This is a genomic window from Gordonia aurantiaca, assembly GCF_039939235.1.
Lineage (GTDB): Bacteria > Actinomycetota > Actinomycetes > Mycobacteriales > Mycobacteriaceae > Gordonia.
The window spans coordinates 85,214-107,758 of record NZ_JBDUUF010000009.1; the positions used below are offsets into that span (position 1 = coordinate 85,214).

The following is a 22,545-nucleotide window of genomic DNA, read 5'->3' on the forward strand; positions in this document are numbered from 1 at the left end:
GGAGCGAGGGAGCAGTCGATGTCGGACTTCATCCGCAAGATCAAGGACGAGGCCAAGGCGGTCGCGGCCGCGATCGACCAAGAGCTGACCGTCCTCGAAGGCGTGCCCGGGTACGACCCGCTCGCAGATGACACCGATACCGACGAGTCGTCGGAGAGCGCGACCGGCGAGGGGCTGGTCGAGGAGACGCCGGTCGAGGGCGAGGCGGCGAAGTAGTCGATCTCGCCGACCGGATCAGCGTCGCACGTGCCTTCGAAAGCGGGACCGTTCGCGATCAGGACACGCGATGACGGTCGTCGGGTGGCGTCCACCCGACGACCGTCATCGACTGCGGGGTTCTCCCGCTCACTTCTTCACGAACCGCAGCAGGGCCTCGTTGACCTCTGCGGCATGCGTCCACAACAGGCCGTGCGGGGCGCCGTCGATCTCGACGTACTCGGCCTCCGGGAAAGCCTCGTGGAAGCGCCGGCCCGTGGCGTCGATCGGCAGGATGTTGTCGGCGGTGCCATGCAGGATCAGCGCCGGCTTGCCCGAATCACGAACGGCGGCAACGTCGGAGCGGAAGTCCTCGATCCAGGTCGGGACCACGGCGTACGCCGCGACCGGTGCGCTGCCGACGGCGGTGTTCCAGTTGGCGTTCACGACCTCCTGCGAGATGCGGCTGCCCAACGTCTCGTCGAGGTTGTAGAAATCCTTGTAGAACTGGGTGAACCACGCGTAGCGGTCGTCCTTGGCCGCCTGAACGATGCCGTCGAACACGGACCCGTCCACCCCGTCGGGGTTGTCGTCGGCCTTCACCAGGAATGGTTCGAGGGAGGCGAGGAACGCGAACTTCGCGACCCGCTCGGTACCGTACTTGGCCGCGTAGCGCGCGAGTTCTCCTGTGCCCATGGAGAATCCGACGAGGATCACGTCCCGCAGATCCAGGGTCTCGAGCACCGTGTTCAGATCGGAGGCGAATGTGTCGTAGTGGTATCCGGTGCCGACCTTGCTCGACTTGCCGAAGCCACGACGGTCGTAGGTGATGACCCGATACCCGGCGTCGAGCAGCGCGCGGGTCTGGAGCTCCCAGCTGTGGCCGTCGAGGGGGTACCCGTGGATCAGGACGACGGGCTGTCCGCTCCCGTGGTCCTCGTAGTACAGCTCGATGTCGGTGGTGTTCTCTTTTCCGACGGTGATGTAGCCCATGTCGATCACTTCTCTCTTCTTGAGGCGGTGGGGATGATCGTTGTTCCGGCTCCGTGGAGAACGTTCGTTCTCCGCGGTGATTGCTAGACTAGAGAACGAGCGTTCCCCGCGCAAGGGGTTTGTCGGAAAAGAGAGGACGGTGCGCTGTGGCATCGGCGAACGGCACTGCGATCGACCCCCGTGAGCAGGTGATTCGTGCAGCAGATGAGCTGTTCAACGCGCACGGTGTGCGTGCGGTCGGCATGGACAGGGTGCGCGACGCGGCGGGCGTCTCACTGAAGAAGATCTATTCGCTCTTCCCGTCCAAGGAGGCGCTGATCCTCGCCGTGCTCGAGGGTCGCAGCCGTCAGTGGAACGATGGGATCGCCGCGGCGGCGGAGGGTGCCACCGGTCCGCGTGACAAGCTGCTGGCGATCTTCGACTTCCTCCTGCACTGGTTCGGCGCCGACGAGTATCGCGGTTGTGCGTTCATCAACGCGTACGGGGAGCTGGGGGCCGAGTCGCCGGCGGTGGCAGAGGCGGTTCGGCGGCAGAAGGCCGACTTCCAGGAGTACGTGGCCGGCCTCGTCGCCGAGCTCGGCGGTCCTCGACACCTCGCCGCGCAACTGGCGATCCTGGCCGAAGGAGCCCAGACCACCGCGGCCATCTCCGGTGGTGTTCAGGCCGCAGTGGACGCACGAAGCGCTGCCGAGATTCTGATCGATCACGCGCTCGCCAGTTGACGATGATTCACGTTGGCGCGCACCCCGCCGGTGAAAAGTGGGTCAAGTGAACCATTTCCGAGACATTTTCGATGAATGATCTCTGTCGCAGCAAATTTGAGCCAGAATCGTGATTTCGAAAAACCTGGCCATACTGGCGGGTAATTTCTTCTGCTAATCTCCGGACGTCGTTGATCCGTCGGGGTGTGTCTACGGCACGTGTTGTAGAGCAATGGATCACGTGTACCCGAAAGGAAACAGATGCGATTCTCTCGGCTCGCGACTGCTGGAATCGGATTGGCGGCCGCAGGTGCTGTGGCACTCGCCGGTAGTGGAGAGGCCTCGGCTGCGCTGTTGCCCTTGTCGTACCCGCACCAGGCGTCGCTCGCCAACGGCAAGTTGTCCGTGAAGGTGACCAACGATACGTCGAAGACGGCGAAATGCTGGCTGTCGGTGCACGACGCCACCAAGGAGTCGCAGCTGGACCTGCGTGCTGCTGCGGTCAACGCCATCGTAACCGGGATCGAGTCCGGTGTCCTCGACAGCGCTCGCGCGGACGCTCGCGAGGGAGCGCTCCACATCCTGGCGAACGGTGTCTCGGTCTCCAAGGGCGGATCGACCACCAAGACCTGGGACTCGGGTCGCACCGAGACGTCATACGCGATCTACCAGGAGTGCACGACCCCTGATCCCCTCACGGGCCTGACGGTCAACGGATATGCCCGGGCCTACCGGGTGACCGGAACCGGCCGGGCTCCCGATGTCCCGGGCGGCGGCTCCACTGGCAGTCTGGAGAACATCTTCGGCGGCCTCTTCTGACCTGACCTCCGTCGGCGGGGAGTGCGGGCCACGATGCCCGACTCTCCGCCGGGGCGTTGGTGGACGCCGCGCCGGCGATCGGCGCGGCGCGGGATCTGCTGTTTTCACGACGACCGGCGAGGACGGTGTCGCTCCGCCTGTGCCGGGTTGCGTCGTGTCCGGGGACGGATCGGAATCGTCCCCGGAGAACTCATTCCGCTGATGCCGACTCGTCGGTGTGTCGGGTCGTGTCCGCGACACATGTTGTCGATTCAGCGGATCGCGTGTATCGAAAGGAAACAGATGCGTTTGACTCGACTGGCCGCAGCGGGAATCGGGCTGGCGGCGTCGGCTGCGGTGGTCTTCGCCGGGAACGGTGAGGCATCGGCCGCGCTGCTGTTGCCGTCGGCTTACCCGCACGCCCAGACGTTGACCGACGGAACGTTGTCCCTGACGGTGATCAACTCGACGACCAAGACGGCGACGTGCTGGGTGTCCATCCACGACGCGAGCAAGGAGAGCCAACTCGATCTGCGTGCGGCCGCGGTCAACGCGATTCTCGGAACCGGTATCCCGTCTTCCTTGCTCGACAACGCCCGCGCGGATGCCGCTCAGGGTGCGCTCGAGATCCTGTGGGATGCCAGGACGATCGCCAAGGACGCCTCGGCCACCGGCACGTGGAACTCGAACCGTGCCAACACCTCCTACGCGATCTACCAGGAGTGCACCACTCCCGATCCTGTCACCGGCCTGACGATCAACGGTCTTGCGCAGGTCTACAAGGTGACCGGCACCGGCAAGCCCGCCGACGGCCCTGGTGGTGATGACGGCCCTGGTGGTGATGACGGCCCTGGTGGTGATGACGGCCCTGGTGGTGATGACGGCCCTGGTGGCAATGACGGCCCTGGTGGTGACGACGGCCCCGACAACTCGGGCAACGGTAGCCTGAGCGGCCTGTTCGGTGGCCTCGCCTGAGTCACCCCCGCGGTGAGTTGGGTCGGGTGGCCTCGCGGCCGACGACTCCACCGGCCGAACCGGTGCCGGGTGAGCCCGACTCTCCCGGTCTCACCCGGTACCGGTGCCCGCGCTCCGATGTCCTCACGGTCGGTCTCCATCCCGTGCGCCCATGGGCCCGGGAAGCGTCCTACCACAATGGCGGGAGCCGCGGTCCGTAGACCGGTCGGTCGGTGGGCCGGCTTGCGATCAGTCCGTCGACTCCCCGCTGTCAGAACCGTTTTCGGACGAAGTGGAATGGGTCGATTCATCGACGTCTCCCCGCGTCGGCGTCGACGTATCCGAGGTCGGCCTCTCCGAACTCGAGTCGGTGCCGTCTGCGTCCCCGGCGTCACCGCCTTCGTCTCCGTCCTCACCAACCGCTCCGGGACCGGCCGGAGACCTGGGATCACGGTCCTGAGAAGGGGTTTCGTCCTTCGACGTCTGATCGTCGGCCGGTGCTTCGTCGGCCGGTGCTTCGACGACCGGCGCTTCGTCGGCCGAGGTATCCGGCCCCCCGGTGCCGGTCTCGCCGCCATCGACCGAGGTGACCCCGGGCGGCACGATGCCCTGATTCGGCGGCACGATGCCCTGGTTCGGAGGTGGGGTGGGATTGTCCTCCGGTTCCTTCGGCTCGTCGGGGTGGGCCGGATCGAACGGCAACGAGCCGCCGTCGTCCATCGGCACGGCCGAGGTGTCCACCGAGGGACGTCGGATCGGGTAGAATTCCTGTGCCAATTCGTCCCAACGCTCGAGATCACCCTTGTCGTAGCGGATTCCGAGCTTCTCGTAGACGACTGCCAACAGTAGTGCGAGCGGATGCGCGGCCTCGTAGACCGCGTACGTGGTGTTGTGGCTCGTGAACAGCTTCGGATCGCCGAGTCGCATGAGGTCGTCGTAGTTCTGCGGACCGTTGCCCGAGCGAATCGTGATGTAGCCGGCGATGTTGACCAGCATCGAGCTCAGCGGCCGGGTCGGATCCCACTGGAAGTTGCTGACCGGGTCGCCGACGATGATCACCGAGACGACCTTGGTCTTGCCGGAGGACTCGGGGTCGCGCGCGCCATTGGCCTTGATTCCGGCGGCCTCGACGAACGGCTTGAGCCAGGGCATGGTGTCGAACCACGCCTTGATACCCCATGGGCTCCGGGGGTCGGAGATCACGAGGATTCGATCCTTGTCGGGGAGGATGAAGTCGTCATCCCACTCGCGGTCGTCGGTCGCGGTGTTCTCGGGTGGGTCGTTGGGCGGCTCGAGGTCGTTCGGGTGATCGCGGACGTCGGTGACGATCACGACGGGCCGGCTGGGCGTCCCGGGCCGGCCGCCACCGAGGTCCGCGAATGCCTCCATGACCGCGAGGTCCTGCTTCATCGCGGCGACGGCTTCGTCGCGGCCCGGTGCGAGAGGCGCGAGCGGAGTCGGGCGGCCGGCGGCGGTCAGGCTCACCGGGTACCCAGCGGCGGGCGGTTGCCGGTCTCCCCTCGTCGGCAGGCCCGCGATGAGCATCGTGCCCCCGTCGGGCGTGGCGACCTTGATCGTCCCGCGCGGCAGCCCGGAGAAGGGGTCGGTGGTGCTGCCGTAGCGGTACGGCGTCCCGTCACGGGCGACCTCGCGGTCGACGAGTGATTCGACTACCGCGGCGACGTTGGTCGAGGCCACGGCGATGGGCACGACCGAGGCGAGGGCCAATGCGCTGAATGCCAGGGAGGTTGTCGTGGAGCGCGAGGACGCCCGGAACGGCTTCGTGGTGCGCGCCGACCACGCCCGGCGTGATCTGCGACGTTCCCCCACGTGTCCTCCTATTGTCGGAGAGAGTTTATTGAGGTCGAGCGGATGGTGTCTGTCATTCGAACGTATTAAGGCCCGCAAAACCGGCAGAACGAACATGGTTCGCGCGGGTGTCCGGCTCTTCGGAGGGATCTCGCCCGCGGCGCCGTTCGGCCACGGCGACCTCGGCCGATCGCGCGCGACGCAGTGACGTGGCAGGCGACATCGGTTGGGTGCGATGCACCGGTCGGAAAAGCAGAAACGGCGTCCTCGGGGTTTCCGGGAACGCCGTCTGGCTGTGACTCGTGGAGCCGCCCAGGGGAATCGAACCCCTGACCTATTCATTACGAGTGAATTGCTCTACCGACTGAGCTAGGGCGGCGTGCTGCGCGAGGCAGCGCAGACGAGTCTAGCGAGTCGACGGCCCGCAGCAAAAACCGGCTCGGACTTTCCTGGCCTGGCGTGCCTCAGAGGGGATAGTCAGACCCGCAGACGACGGGCACCGGGTGGGTCGGATCAAGCGCGTTGCGGACCAGCGCGGCCACCGTCGGGGAGTACGCCATGCCCACATGACCGATCTTCGATGCCGGGCACACGTCCTGGACCAGCGTGTTCGTCACGTTCGGCCCCGGGGGCATCAGCGTGACCCGGTAGGGCGTGGAGATCTTGTCGAACCGGGTCGCGAAGTTCACGTAGCGGATCGTCGGATGCCGCGGACCCCAGTCGGCCTCTCCGGGGGCTCGGGCCGGGAGTCGGTCGGTGATCGATCCGACCCGGGACGTTCCCTGGTGCGTGGCCGACAACGAGACGATGGTGTCCACCTGCGCGGCCCGTCCCGGCAGCTGTGTCACCAGCTGTGCGATCGCCCCGCCCTGACTGTGCCCGACCAGGTCGACCTTCGACGCGCCGGTGGCGGCGAGGACACGATCCAGGAACGACGCGACCTGCCCGGTGGCCCGCTCCTTGTTGCCGAGTCCGCCGGTGTTGCCGCTCCACGACGCCTGCCCGTACGTGGTGCTGAAGACGCAATAGCCGGCGTTGGCGAGGGTCGGGGCGAGGTACGCCCAGTTGGCGCTCTGATTCATCGCCGTCGCGTGCAGGAGGATCACCGGGTCGCGGCCCTGGTCGTCGCGGCAGTCCCACCGGTTGCTCCCGGCCGGCGCTTCGGTTGCCGGCGAGAAGTAGTGGTCGGCGACGGCCTGGTTGACGTCGGTGGTGACGGGAAACGGCGCCGCGTGTGCGGCGCCCGGGGCGAGAGCGAGCGCGGCGGCGAGACCGGTGGCCGCTGCGAGGAATCCGGACCGGAGAAGACGCATGGAGATCATTGTCGCGCGTCACCTACTCATCCGTCTGCACCTGGTCATCCGTCTGCACCTGGTCATCCGTCTGCACATCGTCATCCGTCGGTACCTCGCGCCGCAGGAATTCGACGCCCCGCGGCGAAAGTGCGTAGCCGACCTCCAGGCTCTCGGTGAGGCCGAGCTTCTTCAGCTTCGTGACGTCGGCCTTGAAGCTCTTTCGGTCCCGGCCGAGTGCGGCGGCCAGCTCGGTGGACACGACGCCGGGGCGTCGCCCGATGAGAACCAGGACCGCGCGCGTCCACGGACCGTGCCTGGACCGTGCGTCCATCCCATCCAGGCGGGCGCGGATGTCGGTGACATCGTCGTCGGACAGGTTGTCGTCGGCGCGCAGCGCGATCCGCGGGTCCTCACCGATGCAGCGCAGGCCGATCCGGTAGGTGGGATTGTGGGCGTTGACGCACAGCGCAGCGCGCACGTCGTCGGGGCTGTCGTATCCGGCGCGACTCGCGTCCTGCGCCGTGATGCGGTCGGGGTCGACCTTCTCGAGCGACGTCACCTCGATGACGTGACCGAGCGCGATGAAACTAGACCCGACGCGGATGCGGGAACGTGCCCAGCGTCGGAACGCGAGATCGACCGATCCGTCGGCGACCCCGCGCGCCACGGCCGCGGTGAGAAGCACACGCCCGAGCCTAACCGCGGCCGGATTCGGCGATCCGTGATTCGACGTTCTGTGATTCGACGTTCTGTGATTCGACGTCCCGGGTGGTCACCCTGTGGACGACATCTGAGACCTTCCTGAGAGCTGATGTAGGGTGACCCGAGATCAGCGACGGCCTTGTCGCCGGCGCCTTCGGGGGGATTCCTGCGGTGTCGTGCTGTCGCGTGCGTATCGACGACGACGATCGCCGTTCGGGGGAGGGGGGATTCTGGTGCAGCCGCGCCCACGGTCTCTGTGGTACCCCGATCTGCCCGCATGGCCGTCCACCGGTGCCACGCCGGCCGCCGATCTGGCCGCTCACCTCGCCCGATTCCGTTCTGTCGATGCGGTTCAGCCGCCTGACGCAACATCCTCGGTCGCCGTCCTCGACGCGCCGCAGCAGATGATCGACGAGGCGGAGAACTTCCCTGGACGCGTCCCGATGGAGGTTCCGGATCGCCCGTCGTCGGACCTGGATGCGTTCCTCGCAGAAGCAGAGAAGTCGGTCCGGGAGAGGCGAAAGGCCGCTTCCCCGGAGGAGCCCGCGTGGCGCCGGCTCCTACGTCCTCGCCCGCGAATCGCCGCTGCGGCGGTCGCAACCGTTGTGATTGCGGCCACAGTTGCTGTCGCGCTGTCGATCACCGGCGGCGGGACGGAACGACCCGTCGCGGGCGACACCACGGAGTCCGTTGCACCGACCGACGCGTCGAACTCGCCTGCGGTGAGGGTGCCGGCCTGCGCACAGCTCCCGGTGGGTGCGGGGTCGACGGTGTCGAACAGCGACGACAGGGGCGATCAGGAATCCGGCGAGGGCGCGATCCGCGCGTTCAATTATGCGTACTACGTGCTGCGGTCGGCGAAAGCCGCGCGGGCCGTGACCGCCCCCGGCGCGGTCGCATCCGAATATGTGATGCAGCAGTACATCGACCAGCGTCCTGTCGGCACCGAGCACTGCCTGAAGATCGGCGAACTCGAGCCCGGCGAGTATGCGGTGACGCTCACCGAGTTGCAGCCCGACGCCACGCCGATCACCTACAACCAGATCATCCGCACGTCCAAGACGGGCGGGAAGTATTTCATCGATTCCATCAAGGCTGTCGAATGAGTTCGCACGCAACAGCATTCGTCACACATGAGGTCTCGCGCATGCGGTGCGCCGGGGAAGGGTAGGAGAGGATGAGTCAGTCGCGGGGTCGGCATCGTAGGCGTCGGGTGCCGTCGGGGTCGGTGTTGTCGGTGACATCGGCTGTGGTTGCTGCGTCGATCACCGCGGGCGCTGGTGCGGCGCTCGCGGTTCCGCAGCAGGGTGGCACGGACCCGTCGGATGTTGCTCCGGGACAGGGTGGTACGTCGCCGTCGGATGTGGCGCCGGGTGCTCCGGAGTCGGGGGAGACGATCGTCCGGCCGGTGGAGGTTCCGGGGCCGGGTTCGATTCCGGGTCCGCCGGTGGAGGCTCCGTATCGTCCGTATGACGATTCGCTGGCGCAGTCGTATGACCAGCCGTATTCGCCGGTGATCACCAAGCCTGTTGCGCCGCGGGTTGCTCCGCCGGTGCGTCCGATCGCTCCGCCGCCGGAGAAGATTCGTATCGGCAACTTCGTGTCGGATATTCCGGAGGGGTTGTCGGAGAAGGATGTGAATTCGATCAATGCGTGGTCGGCTTATGGTGAGGCGAAGATCGCGCAGGGTTTGATCTCGCTGGGTGTGCCGGAGGATGAGGCGTCGCGTCGTGCGGCGGCGACGATCATCGGTGTGATGGCCGGTGGTACGGCTGGTGCCGTGGCGCTGGGGATTCCGTCGGCGGTGGTCGGCGCGGTTGGTGGTGCCGTCATCGGCGGATCCATCGGCTCGGTTGTTCAGCCGATGCCTCTCCAGACCGGCCCTGGCGCGTTGATCGGTGCAGCTGTCGGCGGCGCGGGCGTAGGAGCGGCCGGCGCTGCGGTGGGATTTGCGGTCGGTGGCACTGTCGGCGGGTTGCTTGCATACGCGCTGGGTGCGGGTGATCCGGGTGCGAATCCCGATGAGCCGTGGAAGAAGGACGGTCCTCGTCGCGCTGCCCCAGAGGTGAAGGGGCCGAACCAGTTCGAGTTCCATCTGTCTGCTGATCAGGCACGCCGTTCGGGTCTTCCGGCCGTCGACTACGTGGTGAACAACCGCGGTGATGTGGACGTGAAGGTCGGTGCGTCTCAATACAAGTGGTCGGGAGCGCAGGCGCGCGCGCCGTATGCGGTGCTCGGCTCTGGTGTGGCGAAGTCGGTTCGCGACTGGACCCGAACGCAGTCGGACAATCTGAAGCGTGCTGTGCCGGGGAGTGACGTTCGGTGGCCCGGTGAGGGCTCTGCGGCAGGGTAGATCCACGCCCATGGTTCCGCGGAGAGTGGTCGAGATCCACGCCGCCGGGCGCCTGATCTTCAGTTTCTCGATCGGTTGGTGAGCGTTCGTGGCCACGACCTCGCGAAACCCGTCACGGTTTCGTTCGGTCCCCGCCCAGGTGAGACGACGTCCTGGGAGATCCGGACTGGATCCGGCCCGGTGCAGCTGACGGTCGAAGCGGTGGCGATCAATGGTCCGGTGCGCGTGCCCGCGGGTTATGGGGGGCGCTGTGGATGTTGGGCCCCTGATCTCCGCGAGTGTGATGAGCCGCTGACGATGTGGCGTGAAATGGAGGGAAGAATGAAGAAGTTCCTGGCTGTCGCGGCAACGGTGTGTGCGGCCATCATGTTGTCGGCCGGTGGAGTCGGGGTGAGTTCTGCCGCACCGATTCCCCAGGTCTCGACGACCGGAAACGATTTCGGGATGTTCGGTGATCATTCGTTCTGTCGAGGGTCGGTACGGGTGACCCTCGACGCGCCCGAGAAGACCCGCGGGATCGTGCGGGTGACGGTTCGTTCGCACGGGTTCACCGGTGAGGGTGCCTCTTGGAAGCGAAACCCCAAGTGTCGGATCAAGTTTGCATCGATCTACACGAGTGCCCGGGCGTATTACGCCTACAAGTGGAATACCGTCAGCTTTGGGCCGAGGCGCGGAGAGACCAAGACCTGGGACGTGCATACCGGCTCTGGACTGGTGGGGTTCACTGTGAGTGCGTACTCGGCGAACAGCCCGGTCGCAGTGCCCCAGTCCTATGGCTACGGCGGCTACCTTCTGGTTTCCTAGCCCGTTCAAGCGTGCTTCGGAGCCAGGCGTTCGACGCTGTGATGCGCGAGCGGCGCTGTGCCGAGGCCTGGATACGGGTTGTCGGTAGAGACAACAGGCCATGGCGGTCACGGCGACCACCTTCTGGTTCCATGAGGACTGATGACTGGTTCAACTCCTCTTCGCGACGGCGACCCGCAATCCTGGGATGAGCGGGCCGTCGTCGTCTGTGGCACGGCGGGCGGCGTCGGCACGTCCGTCGTCTCAGCGCTGCTCGCCGAGTATCGCGCGGCGTCGGGTCTCGGCCTCCTGTCCTGGTGGGTCGATGCGTCGTGCAACGACTGCGACATCGAGCTCCGCCTTCGCGGCACCGGCGATGACGAGTTGTTGCGCACCTCGTCGGGGACCGGTCTGTGGCTTCCTCCCGAGGAGACGACCGTCACCGACGCCGTCGTCGAGGTGTGGCGCCAAGGGGCCGTACCCGTCGTCGACGCCGGCGCGCATCCGCTGACGCTGCTGCCCGAACTCGCCGAGGACGACCTGCCGAATCTCACCCCGGTCCTCGTGATCAGCCCGCGACCGGACCTGCTCAACCGGGCACGTGTCGTCTTCACCGAGTGGGATCGCGCCGGCGTGCTGGAGAAGACCGTCGTCGTGATCTCCAGCCCGCTGCCGGTGTCCCGGCAGAAAGGTCTCGCCGAGATGCTGGTCGGCGTCGTGTCCGGTGCGGTCGGCGGCGTCATCGGCCTGGACTATGACCCGGTCATCGGTGCCGGCACCACCCTCGACGCCGAAGCGCGGCGCGGCTTTCTCCCGGCGACCACCGACACGATCGCGAAACTCGCCGCGGCCGCGTCCAACCGGCGCTGACAGCATCCCGGACTGCGTTCTGCGTGCCGGAACCCGGCACTCCGAACGGAATCTGCGGATCCGGAACCCCTTTCGGAACGGCTTCCGGAGGAGCAGCATGGGGGAGCATGACCGGGTCCACGCGTACGCCACTCACCGCCCAACAGGCCACCGAGATCGTCTCCGATCCGTGGCGCGTCATCGGAGGCGGCAGGGCTCGCCGCCGCCTTTCGCACCGGGTCGATGGTGTGCGGGGGTGAGTTCGTCACCAAGGTCATCGAGGCCGCGGAAGAGGCCGACCATCACCCCGACATCGATCTTCGCTATGGCACGGTCCATCTCACGCTGACCACGCACAGCGCCCACCAACTCACCGAAGCCGATGCCGCACTCGCCAACCGGATCACCGGCATCGCCGCGGAGATGTCCCTGGAGGCGCTGCCGGAGCCCGTCGCGCAGATCGACCTGGCGATCGACGCGATGCACATCGACGCCGTCCGTCCGTTCTGGAGAGCCATCCTCGGCTACTCGGACGCGCACGAAAGAGAGAACGTCGACCTGGTCGACCCCGCAGGCCGGCTACCGGGGGTGTGGTTCCAGCAGATGGATGGGCCGCGGCCACAGCGCAATCGCATCCACTTCGACATCTGGTTGCCGCACGACGAAGCGCACCGCCGTCTGCAGGCCGCCATCACCGCGGGGGGTCAGCTGCTCTCGGACGAGCACGCGCCCGCATGGTGGATTCTCGCCGACCCCGAGGACAACGAGATCTGCCTGTGTACCTGGCAGGCACGCGACACCTAGAGAACGCGACCGGCGGGGGCCGAACCCCCCCCGCGTCGACGACGCCTCATCGGCAGATCTACGAGCAGAGCCCCTCGTCCTGCGCGGCCTTCGCGACGGCTGCGGCGACAGCCGGGGCGACGCGCTGGTCCAGCGGGCTCGGCACGATGCGGTCGGCGGCCAGATCGTCGGCGACCACCGAGAAGATCGCGTCTGCGGCAGCGATCTTCATACCCTCGCTGATCCGGCGCGCACCTGCGTCCAGAGCGCCCTTGAACACACCGGGGAACGCCAGCACGTTGTTGATCTGGTTCGGGAAATCGCTGCGACCGGTGGCGACGACCGCCGCGTACTTTGCGGCGACCTCCGGGTGGATCTCCGGATCGGGGTTCGACAGCGCGAACACGATCGAGTCCTTGTTCATCGACGCGATCAGCTCCTCGGGGATGACGCCGGCCGAGACGCCGATGAAGACATCCGCACCGGCGAGCGCCTCGACCGCGCCGCCCGTCACACCGCGTGGGTTGGTGCGCGAGGCGAGCTCCGCCTTCGACTCGTTGAGGCCGTCACGGCCTTCGGAGACGATGCCCTTCGAGTCGAGCACGATGACGTCGGTGACGCCGGCCGCCAGCAGGATGTTGGCACACGCGACACCTGCGGCACCGGCGCCGGAGATGACCACGCGCAGGCCGGTGATGTCACGGCCGAGGTGGGTGATCGCACCCTTGAGGGCGGCGAGGACGACGATGGCGGTGCCGTGCTGGTCGTCGTGCATCACCGGGCAGTCCAGCGCCTCGATCACACGGCGCTCGATCTCGAAGCACCGCGGTGCCGAGATGTCCTCGAGGTTGACCGCGCCGAAGCTCGGGCGCAGGCGGATGAGGGTCTCGACGATCTCGTCGGGGTCCTTGGTGTCCAGGACGATCGGGATCGAGTTCAGCCCTGCGAAGCTGCGGAACAGCGCCGACTTGCCCTCCATGACCGGCAGCGACGCACGCGGGCCGATGTCGCCGAGTCCGAGAACGGCCGAACCATCGCTCACCACGGCGACCAGGCGGTCGGTCCAGGTGTACTTGTTCACCAGGGTGGCGTCGGTGTCGATGGCGCGCGAGACCTGGGCGACACCCGGGGTGTAGGCGATCGACAGGTCGCGTTGGGTGTCGATCGGCGCGCGCAGCTCGACCGACAACTTGCCGCCGGCGTGAGCCAAGAAGATCTCTTCGTCGGTGATCGGCATGTCGGCGATCGAGGGTTCGGTGATCGGGGTGTCGCCCATACGTGTGTCCTCCGTGCTCGTCACGGTCGGGTCCTCCTGATGGCCGCAGAATGCGGCGCGGGTTGCATCGTCTCGCCGGCGACGCTGCCCGCGAGCTAACGAGCGACCGCGTCTACTACGCGAGCGGATGGCTCAGCGGACGCGGTCAGGGCACGAGAGCGGGATGACGCTCGTTACGGCCACATTAAGTGTCTCATCGCCGAACGCCGTCCGAGCACCGGGGTAGGGCCTGCCGAGGACTCCATCGGACGTTGGTAAGGTACAACTTGTGTCTATGTCGCGTACCGCTACCGAATCCGCTGCTGAGCGCGTATATGCCGAGGTCAAGGAGCGGATCCTCACAAACTCGATCGCGGGTGGTGAGCTGATCAGCGAGGGTGAGATCGCCGCGAGGTGCTCGGTGAGCCGGACCCCGGTGCGCGAGGCGTTCCTGCGACTCGAGGCCGAGGGGTGGATGCGTCTGTACCCGAAACGAGGCGCCCTCGTCGTGCCGATCGGGGAGCGTGAGAAGCGTGACGTGATCGACGCCCGACGTCTCCTCGAGGGACACGCGGTGCGTTCGCTGACGTCGCGACCGGCCGCGGTGCCCGAACTCGTCGCCGCTCTCCGCGACAACCTCGACGCCCACCGCCGGGCCGACCCGTCCGACGTCGTCGAGTTCTCCCGCCTCGACGCCCAGTTCCATCAGCTGATCGCGGCTGCGGGCGACAACCCGATCCTCGCCGACTTCTACGTCACGCTCGGCGAACGGCATCGCCGGATGACGATTGCCTCGGTCCACCGCGACGCGGCCGTGGCCTCGCGCATCCTCACCGACCATCTCGATCTGCTCGGGGCCATCGAGGCCGCCGACGCCGATCGTTTCGAACGACTCCTGGCCGGGCATCTCGCCGGGGTCCACGACCTCCCGGGAGCGTCCGCATGAGCAACACCCGCGCCCGACTCGGCTGGTCGGCGGTGTCGTTGGCCGTCTTCGCCTCCGCATGGGGCGGCAACGAATTCACCCCGCTGCTGGTCATGTACCGGCAGATCAGCGGCCTGTCGCCGGTCGTCGTCGATGCCCTGCTGTTCGCCTACGTCCTCGGGATCGTGCCCGCGCTGCTCATCGGTGGGCCGCTGTCGGACCGCCTCGGGCGCCGGCCCCTGATGCTGCCCGCGCCGGTATTCGCCGCGCTCGGCTCGGTGCTGCTCGCAGCCGGATCCCAGTCGGTGGCACTGCTGACCGTGGGTCGCATCTGCAGCGGGATCGCGCTCGGCCTGTCGATGGCCGTGGGCGGCAGTTGGATCAAGGAACTCTCCGACCGCGACGGCGCCCGCGTCGGCGCCGGGGCGGGACGCGCCGCGATGAGCCTGACCGCCGGATTCGGCATCGGCGCAGGCGTCGCAGGAGTCCTCGCCGAGTGGGGCCCGAAGCCGCACATCCTGCCGTACGCGCTCAACATCGCCATCGCGATCTGCGCACTCGCGCTCCTGATGCGCGTGCCGGAGACCCGGCTGCGCCGCGCCGATCCACGTCCGTTGCGCGACGATCTCCGCATCCGCGCCGCCGGGCATCGCCGCTTCCTGTTCGTCGTCGTGCCGCTGGCCCCGTGGGTGTTCGGCGCCGCGGCGTCGGCCTACGCGATCATCCCGGCGCTGATGTCGGTGCGCACCACCGGCGCGCCCATCGCCTTCGCCGCCCTCTGCTGCGTCCTCGGGCTGGGCGCCGGCTTCGGCATCCAATCGATCGGTCGGCGCATCAACGTGCCGGGCAGTTCGCGTGGCATCGTCGTCGCGCTCACGACGCTGGTCGCGGGCATGCTCGTCGCGGCACTCGCTGCGCACGTGCTCACGGTCTGGCTCGCGCTCGTCGCCGCCACCCTCCTCGGTTGCGGATACGGCATGGCGCTGATCACCGGGCTGCTCGAGGTGCAGCGCATCGCCGACCCCGACGACCTCGCGGGCCTGACCGCGGTCTTCTACAGCTTCACCTACCTGGGCTTCGCCGTACCGGCTCTGCTGGCGTGGATCTCCGAGACCTGGACGTCGATCACGTACACGGAGATGTTCGGGTTCGGGGCCGTCGTCGCGCTCGCCTGCCTCGCGATCTCCCTGGCGGGGCACGCCCGCCACCGCCCGGAGATCGAGGAGATCGTCCTCGACGACGCGCCCGACGAGGCGGCGGTCACCGGACAGCCGCGGTGAGACACCGGCGGGTACCCTGCTGAATGTTTGGTCGCGGCCGGTTCACCGGACGACGGGGGAGACGAGCCGGACCGACCCGGGGTGACGGACGAGTGTGGAGGGCGCGGGTTGATGGTGTTGGCAGCGTGGGTGGTCATCGTGACCGCGCTGATGCTGATCCTCCCGGGCGCCGTCGTCGGCCGACGCATGAACCTGCCGTGGCCGGTGGCGCTCGCGGCCGGGCCCCCGATCACGTTCGCGCTCGTCTCGGTCCTCACCGTGCTGTACTCCGCCGTCGGGTTCGAGTGGAACGTGGTGTCGGCATTGGTCGGCCTGGTCCTCGCGCTCATCGGCGCGTGGATCTACTCGCGTCTGCTGCAGACGGGCATCGGACGGCGTCTCGCCCCGGTCCCGCCGGACACCGGCGAACCCCGGGTCGGACGGACCGCGATGCTCCGCGTCGCGGCGGGCCTCGGGCTGGGCGGCCTCATCATCGCGGTGACGTGCATCCGCCCCGTGGCCAAGACCGCGTTCGCGGGCCTCAACAACATCTCGCAGGTGTGGGATTCGTTGTGGCACGCCAGTTCTCTGCGTTGGATCCACGAGACCGGCATCGGTTCGGCCCTGCGCATGGGCGAGCTGATGAACTACGACACCCACGGGTTCAACTACTACCCGAACACCTGGCATGCGCTGGGTGCCCTGCTCTTCCCGTTGACCGGCGCCAACCCGGTCGAGATGTACAACACGTATTCGCCTGCGGTGCTGGCCATCACGGTTCCTCTCGGCGTCGCGTCGCTGGCCTACTGGTTCGCCCGGCACCGATACGACGTGAACGCCTCGGCGCTCATCGCGGGCACCGCCGGTGCGATCGGTGCGCTGTTCCCGTCGCTGCCGTATGTCGAGGTGCAGCTCACCTCGGTGCCCAACGCGGTCGGGGTGAGCATCGCCCCGGTCGCGGCCGTGCTGGTGATGAGCGTCGTGCGGGACCGCCGTCGCGTCGGGCCCGCCGCCCTGGCCGTGTCCGGTGTGACCGCCACCCATCCGTCCGGGCTGATCCTGGTCGGCGTGATCGTCGCTCTCTGGTGGCTGCTGGAGGGAGCGTGGCGTCCCGCGGTGAGTCGCCTTGCCGACCTCGCGACGCTCGCGGTCACCGCCGTGCTCACCCTCGTCCTCATCTTCCCGGTGGTACTCGGCACGATCCGCGTCGCCGACACCAACGAGCTGCCGTTCTTCGACTTCCGCGAGGACGGGATCAGCGTCCTCGACGGGCTGGCGCAGGGCATGTTCAACGGGACCATCCCGCTGAACCTCGACCACTACCCGATCTGGCCACTCATCGTCGTCACCGTTCTCGGCCTCGTCGTGCTGGCCTGGCTCCGGTGCTGGGCCGGCCTCGCGGGATGGGTCGTGTTCTCTCTCGTCACCACCAACGCGGTGGTGTCACTCGGGCCGCTGTCGTATCCGCTCGGCGCGATCGGCGGTTATTTCTACAACTCGCCGCATCGCCTCACCTTCGTCGTCGCGATGTTCTCCGCCGCGGCTGCGGGTACGGCGATCGGCGCCGCGCTGATCTTGCTCACCGGCTTCCTCGGGCGTCGGCTCACGGGGCCGGACGACGCGACGCCCGCGCGCACCCCGAGGTCACGGGTCCTGGTCGCGGCCACGTATGTCGTGTTGCTGGCCCTCGTCGCCGGCGCCGCGGTGGTCCGCTACCCGCCGAACGCGCAGATCGCGTCCAAGGAGCGCGGCGGCAAATACGTGGGACCCGATGACCTGGCCGCCTACGCGTGGCTGGCCTCCCAGCCCGACGCCTACAACGTGCTGGTCCTCAACAACCTCGATCAGGGCACCGGTTGGCTGTACCCGGTGACCGGCGTGACCCCGCTGTTCCCGTTCTACCGGGCCAACGAGTTCTCCGACCGCCAGCGCGACCTCTTCTGGGGTGTGGCCGAGATCGGCGCCGACCCGAAGATCGACCAGATCGTGCGGGATCTCAACGTGCACTACGTGATCGACTCGCCGACCAGCTACTGGGAGTTCCAGCGTGGCCGCCCCGACCCGGCCAACGGCCACCAGGGAGACCCGTTCCTCGAACTCCGCGAGAACGGGGCGCCGGGCCTCACCGAGGTGTTCCGGCAGGGCGAGGCGGTCGTCTACCGGGTCAACGAGAAGGTGTACCCGCCGGTGCCGGTTCCGGTGCCCGCTCCCGAGGCACCGGAACCCGCGCCCGCCCCCTGATCAGCCGCGGGGTCGCTCGACACGTCCATCCGGGTACCGCGCGAAGCGGGCCTCCGAGCGGGGATGCACCGGGGCGTCCGACGCCCACGGCCAGCCACCGAACCGCGTGCGGCGGTAATCGTCGAAGGCGAGGTCGATCTCGGTGGCGCTGTTCATCACGAACGGCCCGTATTGGACCACCGGTTCGCCGATCTCGGCGCCCTGCAGCACGAGGATCGTCGACGCCGCGGCGCCGTTGACCACTCGCACCGCGGCGGAGCGGTCCTGCTCGAAGCCCTGCCCCGATCCGACTGCGACACCGTCGATCTCGACGACCGCATCGTCACCGTGGACGCACAGCAGGCGACGGGTCTCGGTGCCGCCCGCGGCGGGCAGCGCGACGGTCGCATGCGGGTCGAGGTCGATCAGCCAGATCGCGACGTCGGACCCCGGGGCCGAGGCCCATGAACGTGCCGGTGGCGCAAGCGCGGTCGCGTCGCCGAATCGACCGGCGATCACGCGCACGACGGCCCGTGCCTCCTCCCCGCCGCGTGTCACCACCGGGATGTCCTCGCGCCACTGCATCGTGAACTCCGGGTCGGCGGTCTTGTCACGCGCCGGCAGGTTGAGCCAGATCTGATACAGCTCGAAGGGGTTGTCGCCGTCGGTGTTCAGCAACGGGAACATCTCCGAGTGCGAGACACCGCGCCCGGCGGTCACCCACTGGACGTCGCCGTCACCGTAGCGTGCGCTCGCTCCGGTCGAATCGGCGTGGTCGACGACGCCCCTGCGGACGATCGTGATGGTCTCGAAGCCGCGATGCGGATGCGCGGGGAATCCGGGAACGGTTCGCCCGTGATACATATTCCAGCCCGACGGATGCCCGAAATCGCTGCCGAGATGCCGGTCGTCGAGCCCGGCGGCCGGTCCCATCTGCTCGTTGCCGGCCGGGTAGGCGTCGACGTGATGCGCGGTGAACAGGAACGGTCCGACGCCACGCCAGGGGCGGCCGAGCTCGACGACGCGCCCCGTGGGAGTTGCCGGATCCGCGGATCTGCGCTTTTCGGTGAGAGTCATGACGAATCCTTTCCATCGCGATCTGCGATGTCCACCCGGCTCAACACGCCGACATTCACTCTTATTTCAAGAGTGCTCTTGTTTCGAGAGAGTACGCTCGCGGACATGGACGAGGCACGGTCGGCGACTACCGACGAGGTGAGGATCGACGACGTCCTCGCCGGTTCGGGCATCGTGCGCGCCGCGCTGGAGACGATCGGCGGTGTCTGGCCGATGATGGTGCTGATCGCCCTCGACACCGAGCCCCGCCGCTACGGCGAACTGCGCAGGGCGGTGACCGGCATCAACGACCGGATGCTGTCCCAGACGCTGCACCGGTTCGTGCGGGACGGACTGGTGGACCGTGGCGTCATGCCGACCCGGCGCTCCTGCGTCCTGTACACGCTGACCGACCTCGGGGTCGAGGTGCGCGCGGCCGTCGCCGACTTCACGTCGGTGATCATCCGGTTGGCGCCCCGCGTCGGGGAGGCTCGCGAACGGTTCGATCGTCAATCCGGTGAGGAGTCGTCATGACCGACTACGGACAACCGTTGCGCTTCGGGTTCTTTCCCAGCCCTCGGGCCGACAACCTCGACAACCTGCTGCGTTTGGTCGAGATCGCCGAGGCCCGGGGTCTGGACCTGGTCAGCATCCAGGATCACCCCTACCAGAAGCGGTTCCTGGACACGTGGACGCTGCTGTCGGTGATCGGGGCGAGGACATCGTCGATCCGGTTGTCACCCAACGTCGCCAATCTGCCCCTGCGCCCACCGGTGATGCTGGCGAAGGCGGCTGCGAGTCTCGACGTGATCACCGGTGGCCGTGTCGAACTCGGGCTGGGTGCCGGCGCGTTCTGGGACGGCGTGGTCGCCGCCGGTGGTCCGCGGCGCACACCGGGCGAAGCGGTCCGAGCGCTGACGGAGGCGATCGCGGTTCTGCGGGCGTTCTGGGCCGGTGGCACAGTGGATCTCGACGGCGAGTTCTATCCGGTTCACGGACTCCACTCGGGACCTGCTCCGGCACACGACATCCCGATCTGGCTCGGCGCTCTCGGGCCGAGGATGCTGCGGGTCACCGGCGAGATCGCCGACGCCTGGGTACCCAGCCTGCAGTTCGTCCCGCCGGATCAGGTCGCGGTCAAGAGCGAGATCATCGACGACGCCGCGTGCGCCGCCGGGCGCGATCCCGCGGAGATCACCCGGATCTACAACATCGACGGCGGTTTCGGGGCCGGTGACGGTCTGCTCGCCGGCAGCCCCGCCCAGTGGGCGGAGCAGCTGACCGACCTCACCGTCACTCTCGGGATGAGCACCTACATCCTCGCCACCGACGACCCGGATGACCTGGCCCGCTTCGCCGACGAGGTCGCGCCCGCGGTTCGGGAACTCGTCGCCGCGGAGCGGCGGGGATGAGGAGGTGACGGGCGACGCGGTGACGGGCGACGAGGTGACGGGCGACGAGGTGACGGGCGACGAGGTGACGGGCGACGAGGCGGTGAGCAAGGATTCCGAGTCGCTACCATCGGCGACCGTGCAACCCGTCGACGCCACCCTGCGGTCCACGGCCCCGGCCGGCCGGCGCGCGAACCGCCGCGGACAGGCGACGCGCGATGCGATGCTCGACGCCGCGATCAAGTCGCTTGCATCCGGCGACCCGACGGCGGTGTCGGGCAACCGGATCGCCAGGGACATCGGGGCCACCTGGGGTGCCGTCAAGTACCAGTTCGACGACATCGACGGACTGTGGGCCGCGGTGCTGCACCGCACCGCCGAACAGCGCGGCGATCTGCCGGTCACCGTGAGACCCGAGGCGCCACTGGCCGAACGCGTCGAGTCGATCGTCGACCTGCTGTTCGAAGGGCTGCTGACCCCGGAGTCCCGGGCCATCGAGACGTTGCGGGCCGCGCTGCCGCGTGATCCGGACGAGCTGCGCCGCCTGTACCCCAAGACCGCAGCGGAATTCGAGTCCTGGGGACCGTCGTGGACCGACGCGTGCCAACGCGCTTTCGCCGATCTCGACGTCGATCCGGACCGGGTCAGGGAGGTCGCGGCCTTCCTGCCGGGCGCGATGCGGGGACTGGTGTCCGAGAAGCAGCTCGGCAGTTTCCAGGATCAGGAACTGGCGCGGAAGGGTCTCGCGAGGGCGATCGTCGCGCTGCTCTCCTCTGCTCCCTGACGCAGCCATCGGCCGCAGTGGTGTGCCTTCCGATACGCCCCCGCGCGCGGGCGTCGGAACACCCGTGATGTCGCCCGCGACTTGTCCGTGGCGGGGATCTCCCGCGTGCGCCGGCGCGCCCGGGGCGTCGAAGTCACCCCCGCCACACGTCCATCGTCCGTGACACCACGGTCTCGACCGCGAGGATCACGACGCACAGCATCGCGATGCAACCCGGGACGAAGACGAGCATGTCGTCGATCCGTTCCCACGCCGTGGGGCTCCACAGCGCGACCCAGGTGAGCACCAGGGCGATGGCGGTGGCGAGTTCGCCCGTGATGTTGACCGTCATGATCACCCGCGCCGACAGCTTGTGGCGCTTGGCCATGCGGCGGGAGAAGTGGAAGTCGGCGCCGAAGGCCAGCAACAGCACGGCGAACACCGACAGGAGAACCCCGAGGTCGTCGGCGGTGAGATCACGCATGGAGACCATCGTGGACCACGGCGAGGCGGACATCACACGACGACACCTGGCAGTTTTGAAACCGGCGTGAATTTAAGTCGCTCCCGGCTGGCTCGGTCGCATGCATCTGTATACAACTAAATGCAGTTCGAGTCCCGAAGTGCGATACGCAAGGAGAGCAGTGGAGATGGAGACGACGACCATCGAGTCGCCCGAGGTGCAGGCCGCCATCGCGAGCCTTCGGGACAAGGCCCCGTTCGTCTACGGACTGACCAACTACGTCGCAGCCAACCTGAGCGCGAACGTGCTGCTCGCGCTCGGTGCGGGCCCGGCCATCGGTGCCGCTCCCGGTTTCACCGCCGCATTCCCCGCGGGCGCGGGGGCGGTCTGGATCAACGGCGCCGCGCTCATGTCGTCGGTGACGCCCGAGGCCCTCGAAGAGGCCGCGGCGACCGCGCACAAGGCCGGTACCCCGTGGGTCTTCGACCCCGTGGCCATCGGAGCCGGAGCCACCGAATACGACGACATCCTGAAGTCGCTGCTCGAGTACAAGCCGGCGATCATCCGCGGCAACGCCAGCGAGATCTCCGCCCTGGCGGGCGGTTCGGGAGGCAGCGGCGTCGATTCGACCCTCGACTCCTCGGAGGTCATCGACACCGTCAAGGACCTGGCCGTCCGGCTCGACTCCGTGGTCGCGGTCTCCGGCAAGGTCGACTACCTGTGTGATCCGTCCGGGCGGGCCACCTCAGTGGAAGGCGGCGACGCGCGGATGCCGCAGGTCACCGGCACCGGCTGCAGTCTCGGAGCGCTGAGCGCCGGATTCTGCGCGGTCGTCGACCCGTTCACCGCCGCGCGGGCCGCTCACGCCGCGTTCGCCGCGGCAGGACAGCGGGCCGGTGCCCGTGCCACCGGCACCGGGTCGTTCGCCGTCGCGTTCGTCGACGAACTCTCCCTTCTCTGACGAGGCGGCCCCGGAAGCAGCCGCCCCGCCATCCGTC

22 protein-coding genes, 1 tRNA gene and 1 pseudogene are annotated in these 22,545 nt (G+C 67.9%); 16 read left to right on the plus strand and 8 right to left on the minus strand.

Annotated features, from left to right (window positions below):
- The first annotated feature begins 18 nt into the window (after positions 1 to 18).
- Positions 19 to 216 carry a hypothetical protein gene (locus tag ABFT43_RS17430; RefSeq protein WP_131734241.1) on the plus strand — a complete coding sequence of 66 codons (198 nt, stop codon included), beginning with the start codon at positions 19 to 21 and terminating at the stop codon, positions 214 to 216.
- Positions 217 to 345: 129 nt separating this feature from the next.
- On the opposite strand, the gene ABFT43_RS17435 is transcribed toward ABFT43_RS17430, so the two are convergent.
- On the minus strand, positions 346 to 1,188 hold the full coding sequence (locus ABFT43_RS17435) for an alpha/beta fold hydrolase (RefSeq protein WP_168698519.1): 843 nt from the start codon (positions 1,186 to 1,188) through the stop codon (positions 346 to 348).
- A gap of 146 nt (positions 1,189 to 1,334) precedes the next feature.
- Here ABFT43_RS17435 and ABFT43_RS17440 point away from each other — a divergent pair, with 146 nt between their 5' ends.
- The 3 genes from ABFT43_RS17440 to ABFT43_RS17450 all read left to right on the plus strand — a co-directional run bounded on the left by ABFT43_RS17440 (position 1,335) and on the right by ABFT43_RS17450 (position 3,662).
- On the plus strand, positions 1,335 to 1,910 hold the full coding sequence (locus ABFT43_RS17440; protein WP_347961570.1) for a TetR/AcrR family transcriptional regulator: 576 nt from the start codon (positions 1,335 to 1,337) through the stop codon (positions 1,908 to 1,910).
- A gap of 240 nt (positions 1,911 to 2,150) precedes the next feature.
- Positions 2,151 to 2,708, plus strand: coding sequence for a hypothetical protein (locus tag ABFT43_RS17445; protein WP_347961571.1), 558 nt, complete (start codon positions 2,151 to 2,153; stop codon positions 2,706 to 2,708).
- A 282-nt stretch (positions 2,709 to 2,990) separates the two neighbouring features.
- Positions 2,991 to 3,662 (plus strand): hypothetical protein, encoded by a 672-nt coding sequence (locus ABFT43_RS17450; RefSeq protein WP_347961572.1) that lies wholly within the window; start codon positions 2,991 to 2,993, stop codon positions 3,660 to 3,662.
- A gap of 228 nt (positions 3,663 to 3,890) precedes the next feature.
- Here the strand turns inward: ABFT43_RS17450 and ABFT43_RS17455 are convergent, their stop codons facing one another.
- The 4 genes from ABFT43_RS17455 to ABFT43_RS17470 form a co-directional block, all read right to left on the minus strand.
- Positions 3,891 to 5,471, minus strand: coding sequence for a hypothetical protein (locus tag ABFT43_RS17455; RefSeq protein WP_347961573.1), 1,581 nt, complete (start codon positions 5,469 to 5,471; stop codon positions 3,891 to 3,893).
- A 282-nt stretch (positions 5,472 to 5,753) separates the two neighbouring features.
- Positions 5,754 to 5,829, minus strand: a tRNA-Thr gene (locus ABFT43_RS17460).
- Between the two features lie 85 nt (positions 5,830 to 5,914).
- Positions 5,915 to 6,772, minus strand: coding sequence for an esterase/lipase family protein (locus tag ABFT43_RS17465; protein WP_457590176.1), 858 nt, complete (start codon positions 6,770 to 6,772; stop codon positions 5,915 to 5,917).
- 13 nt (positions 6,773 to 6,785) lie between these two features.
- Complete coding sequence (locus ABFT43_RS17470; protein WP_347961575.1) at positions 6,786 to 7,430, minus strand: hypothetical protein; 645 nt, start codon at positions 7,428 to 7,430, stop codon at positions 6,786 to 6,788.
- Between the two features lie 250 nt (positions 7,431 to 7,680).
- Between ABFT43_RS17470 and ABFT43_RS17475 the strand changes: the two genes are divergently transcribed.
- From ABFT43_RS17475 to ABFT43_RS17495, 5 genes and pseudogenes are all read left to right on the plus strand, one after another.
- The gene (locus ABFT43_RS17475) at positions 7,681 to 8,553 is read left to right on the plus strand and encodes a hypothetical protein (RefSeq protein ID WP_347961576.1); all 873 of its coding nucleotides are present in this window, start codon (positions 7,681 to 7,683) and stop codon (positions 8,551 to 8,553) included.
- 71 nt (positions 8,554 to 8,624) lie between these two features.
- Positions 8,625 to 9,800 (plus strand): hypothetical protein, encoded by a 1,176-nt coding sequence (locus ABFT43_RS17480; protein ID WP_210753964.1) that lies wholly within the window; start codon positions 8,625 to 8,627, stop codon positions 9,798 to 9,800.
- Between the two features lie 321 nt (positions 9,801 to 10,121).
- The gene (locus tag ABFT43_RS17485) at positions 10,122 to 10,604 is read left to right on the plus strand and encodes an enoyl-CoA hydratase (protein WP_347961577.1); all 483 of its coding nucleotides are present in this window, start codon (positions 10,122 to 10,124) and stop codon (positions 10,602 to 10,604) included.
- Between the two features lie 141 nt (positions 10,605 to 10,745).
- Positions 10,746 to 11,453, plus strand: a complete 708-nt coding sequence (locus tag ABFT43_RS17490) for a hypothetical protein (RefSeq protein ID WP_347961578.1) — start codon at positions 10,746 to 10,748, stop codon at positions 11,451 to 11,453.
- A 107-nt stretch (positions 11,454 to 11,560) separates the two neighbouring features.
- A pseudogene (locus tag ABFT43_RS17495) lies at positions 11,561 to 12,236 on the plus strand (VOC family protein).
- Positions 12,237 to 12,294: 58 nt separating this feature from the next.
- On the opposite strand, the gene ABFT43_RS17500 reads toward ABFT43_RS17495, so the two are convergent.
- Positions 12,295 to 13,491, minus strand: coding sequence for an NAD(P)-dependent malic enzyme (locus ABFT43_RS17500; RefSeq protein WP_347961667.1), 1,197 nt, complete (start codon positions 13,489 to 13,491; stop codon positions 12,295 to 12,297).
- A gap of 274 nt (positions 13,492 to 13,765) precedes the next feature.
- Here ABFT43_RS17500 and ABFT43_RS17505 point away from each other — a divergent pair, with 274 nt between their 5' ends.
- The 3 genes from ABFT43_RS17505 (at position 13,766) to ABFT43_RS17515 (ending at position 17,895) form a co-directional block, all read left to right on the plus strand.
- Positions 13,766 to 14,416, plus strand: coding sequence for a GntR family transcriptional regulator (locus ABFT43_RS17505; protein WP_347961579.1), 651 nt, complete (start codon positions 13,766 to 13,768; stop codon positions 14,414 to 14,416).
- Positions 14,413 to 15,675 carry an MFS transporter gene (locus ABFT43_RS17510; protein WP_347961580.1) on the plus strand — a complete coding sequence of 421 codons (1,263 nt, stop codon included), beginning with the start codon at positions 14,413 to 14,415 and terminating at the stop codon, positions 15,673 to 15,675. The genes ABFT43_RS17505 and ABFT43_RS17510 overlap by 4 nt, the downstream gene beginning before the upstream one ends.
- Before the next feature lie 111 nt (positions 15,676 to 15,786).
- Positions 15,787 to 17,895, plus strand: a complete 2,109-nt coding sequence (locus ABFT43_RS17515) for a DUF6541 family protein (RefSeq protein WP_347961581.1) — start codon at positions 15,787 to 15,789, stop codon at positions 17,893 to 17,895.
- On the opposite strand, the gene ABFT43_RS17520 is transcribed toward ABFT43_RS17515, so the two are convergent.
- Positions 17,896 to 18,951, minus strand: coding sequence for a pirin family protein (locus tag ABFT43_RS17520; RefSeq protein WP_347961582.1), 1,056 nt, complete (start codon positions 18,949 to 18,951; stop codon positions 17,896 to 17,898).
- Between the two features lie 105 nt (positions 18,952 to 19,056).
- Here ABFT43_RS17520 and ABFT43_RS17525 point away from each other — a divergent pair, with 105 nt between their 5' ends.
- The 3 genes from ABFT43_RS17525 (at position 19,057) to ABFT43_RS17535 (ending at position 21,105) form a co-directional block, all read left to right on the plus strand.
- A complete protein-coding gene (locus ABFT43_RS17525; protein WP_347961583.1) occupies positions 19,057 to 19,464 on the plus strand; it encodes a winged helix-turn-helix transcriptional regulator in 408 nt (135 codons plus the stop codon).
- Complete coding sequence (locus ABFT43_RS17530; protein WP_347961584.1) at positions 19,461 to 20,342, plus strand: LLM class flavin-dependent oxidoreductase; 882 nt, start codon at positions 19,461 to 19,463, stop codon at positions 20,340 to 20,342. Before ABFT43_RS17525 ends, ABFT43_RS17530 begins: the two co-directional genes overlap by 4 nt.
- A 118-nt stretch (positions 20,343 to 20,460) precedes the next feature.
- A complete protein-coding gene (locus ABFT43_RS17535; RefSeq protein ID WP_347961668.1) occupies positions 20,461 to 21,105 on the plus strand; it encodes a TetR/AcrR family transcriptional regulator in 645 nt (214 codons plus the stop codon).
- A 133-nt stretch (positions 21,106 to 21,238) separates the two neighbouring features.
- Here the strand turns inward: ABFT43_RS17535 and ABFT43_RS17540 are convergent, their stop codons facing one another.
- Positions 21,239 to 21,568 (minus strand): hypothetical protein, encoded by a 330-nt coding sequence (locus ABFT43_RS17540; protein ID WP_347961585.1) that lies wholly within the window; start codon positions 21,566 to 21,568, stop codon positions 21,239 to 21,241.
- A gap of 166 nt (positions 21,569 to 21,734) precedes the next feature.
- On the opposite strand from ABFT43_RS17540, the gene ABFT43_RS17545 reads away from it, so the two are divergent.
- Positions 21,735 to 22,508, plus strand: coding sequence for a hydroxyethylthiazole kinase (locus ABFT43_RS17545; protein WP_347961586.1), 774 nt, complete (start codon positions 21,735 to 21,737; stop codon positions 22,506 to 22,508).
- Positions 22,509 to 22,545 lie beyond the last annotated feature (37 nt).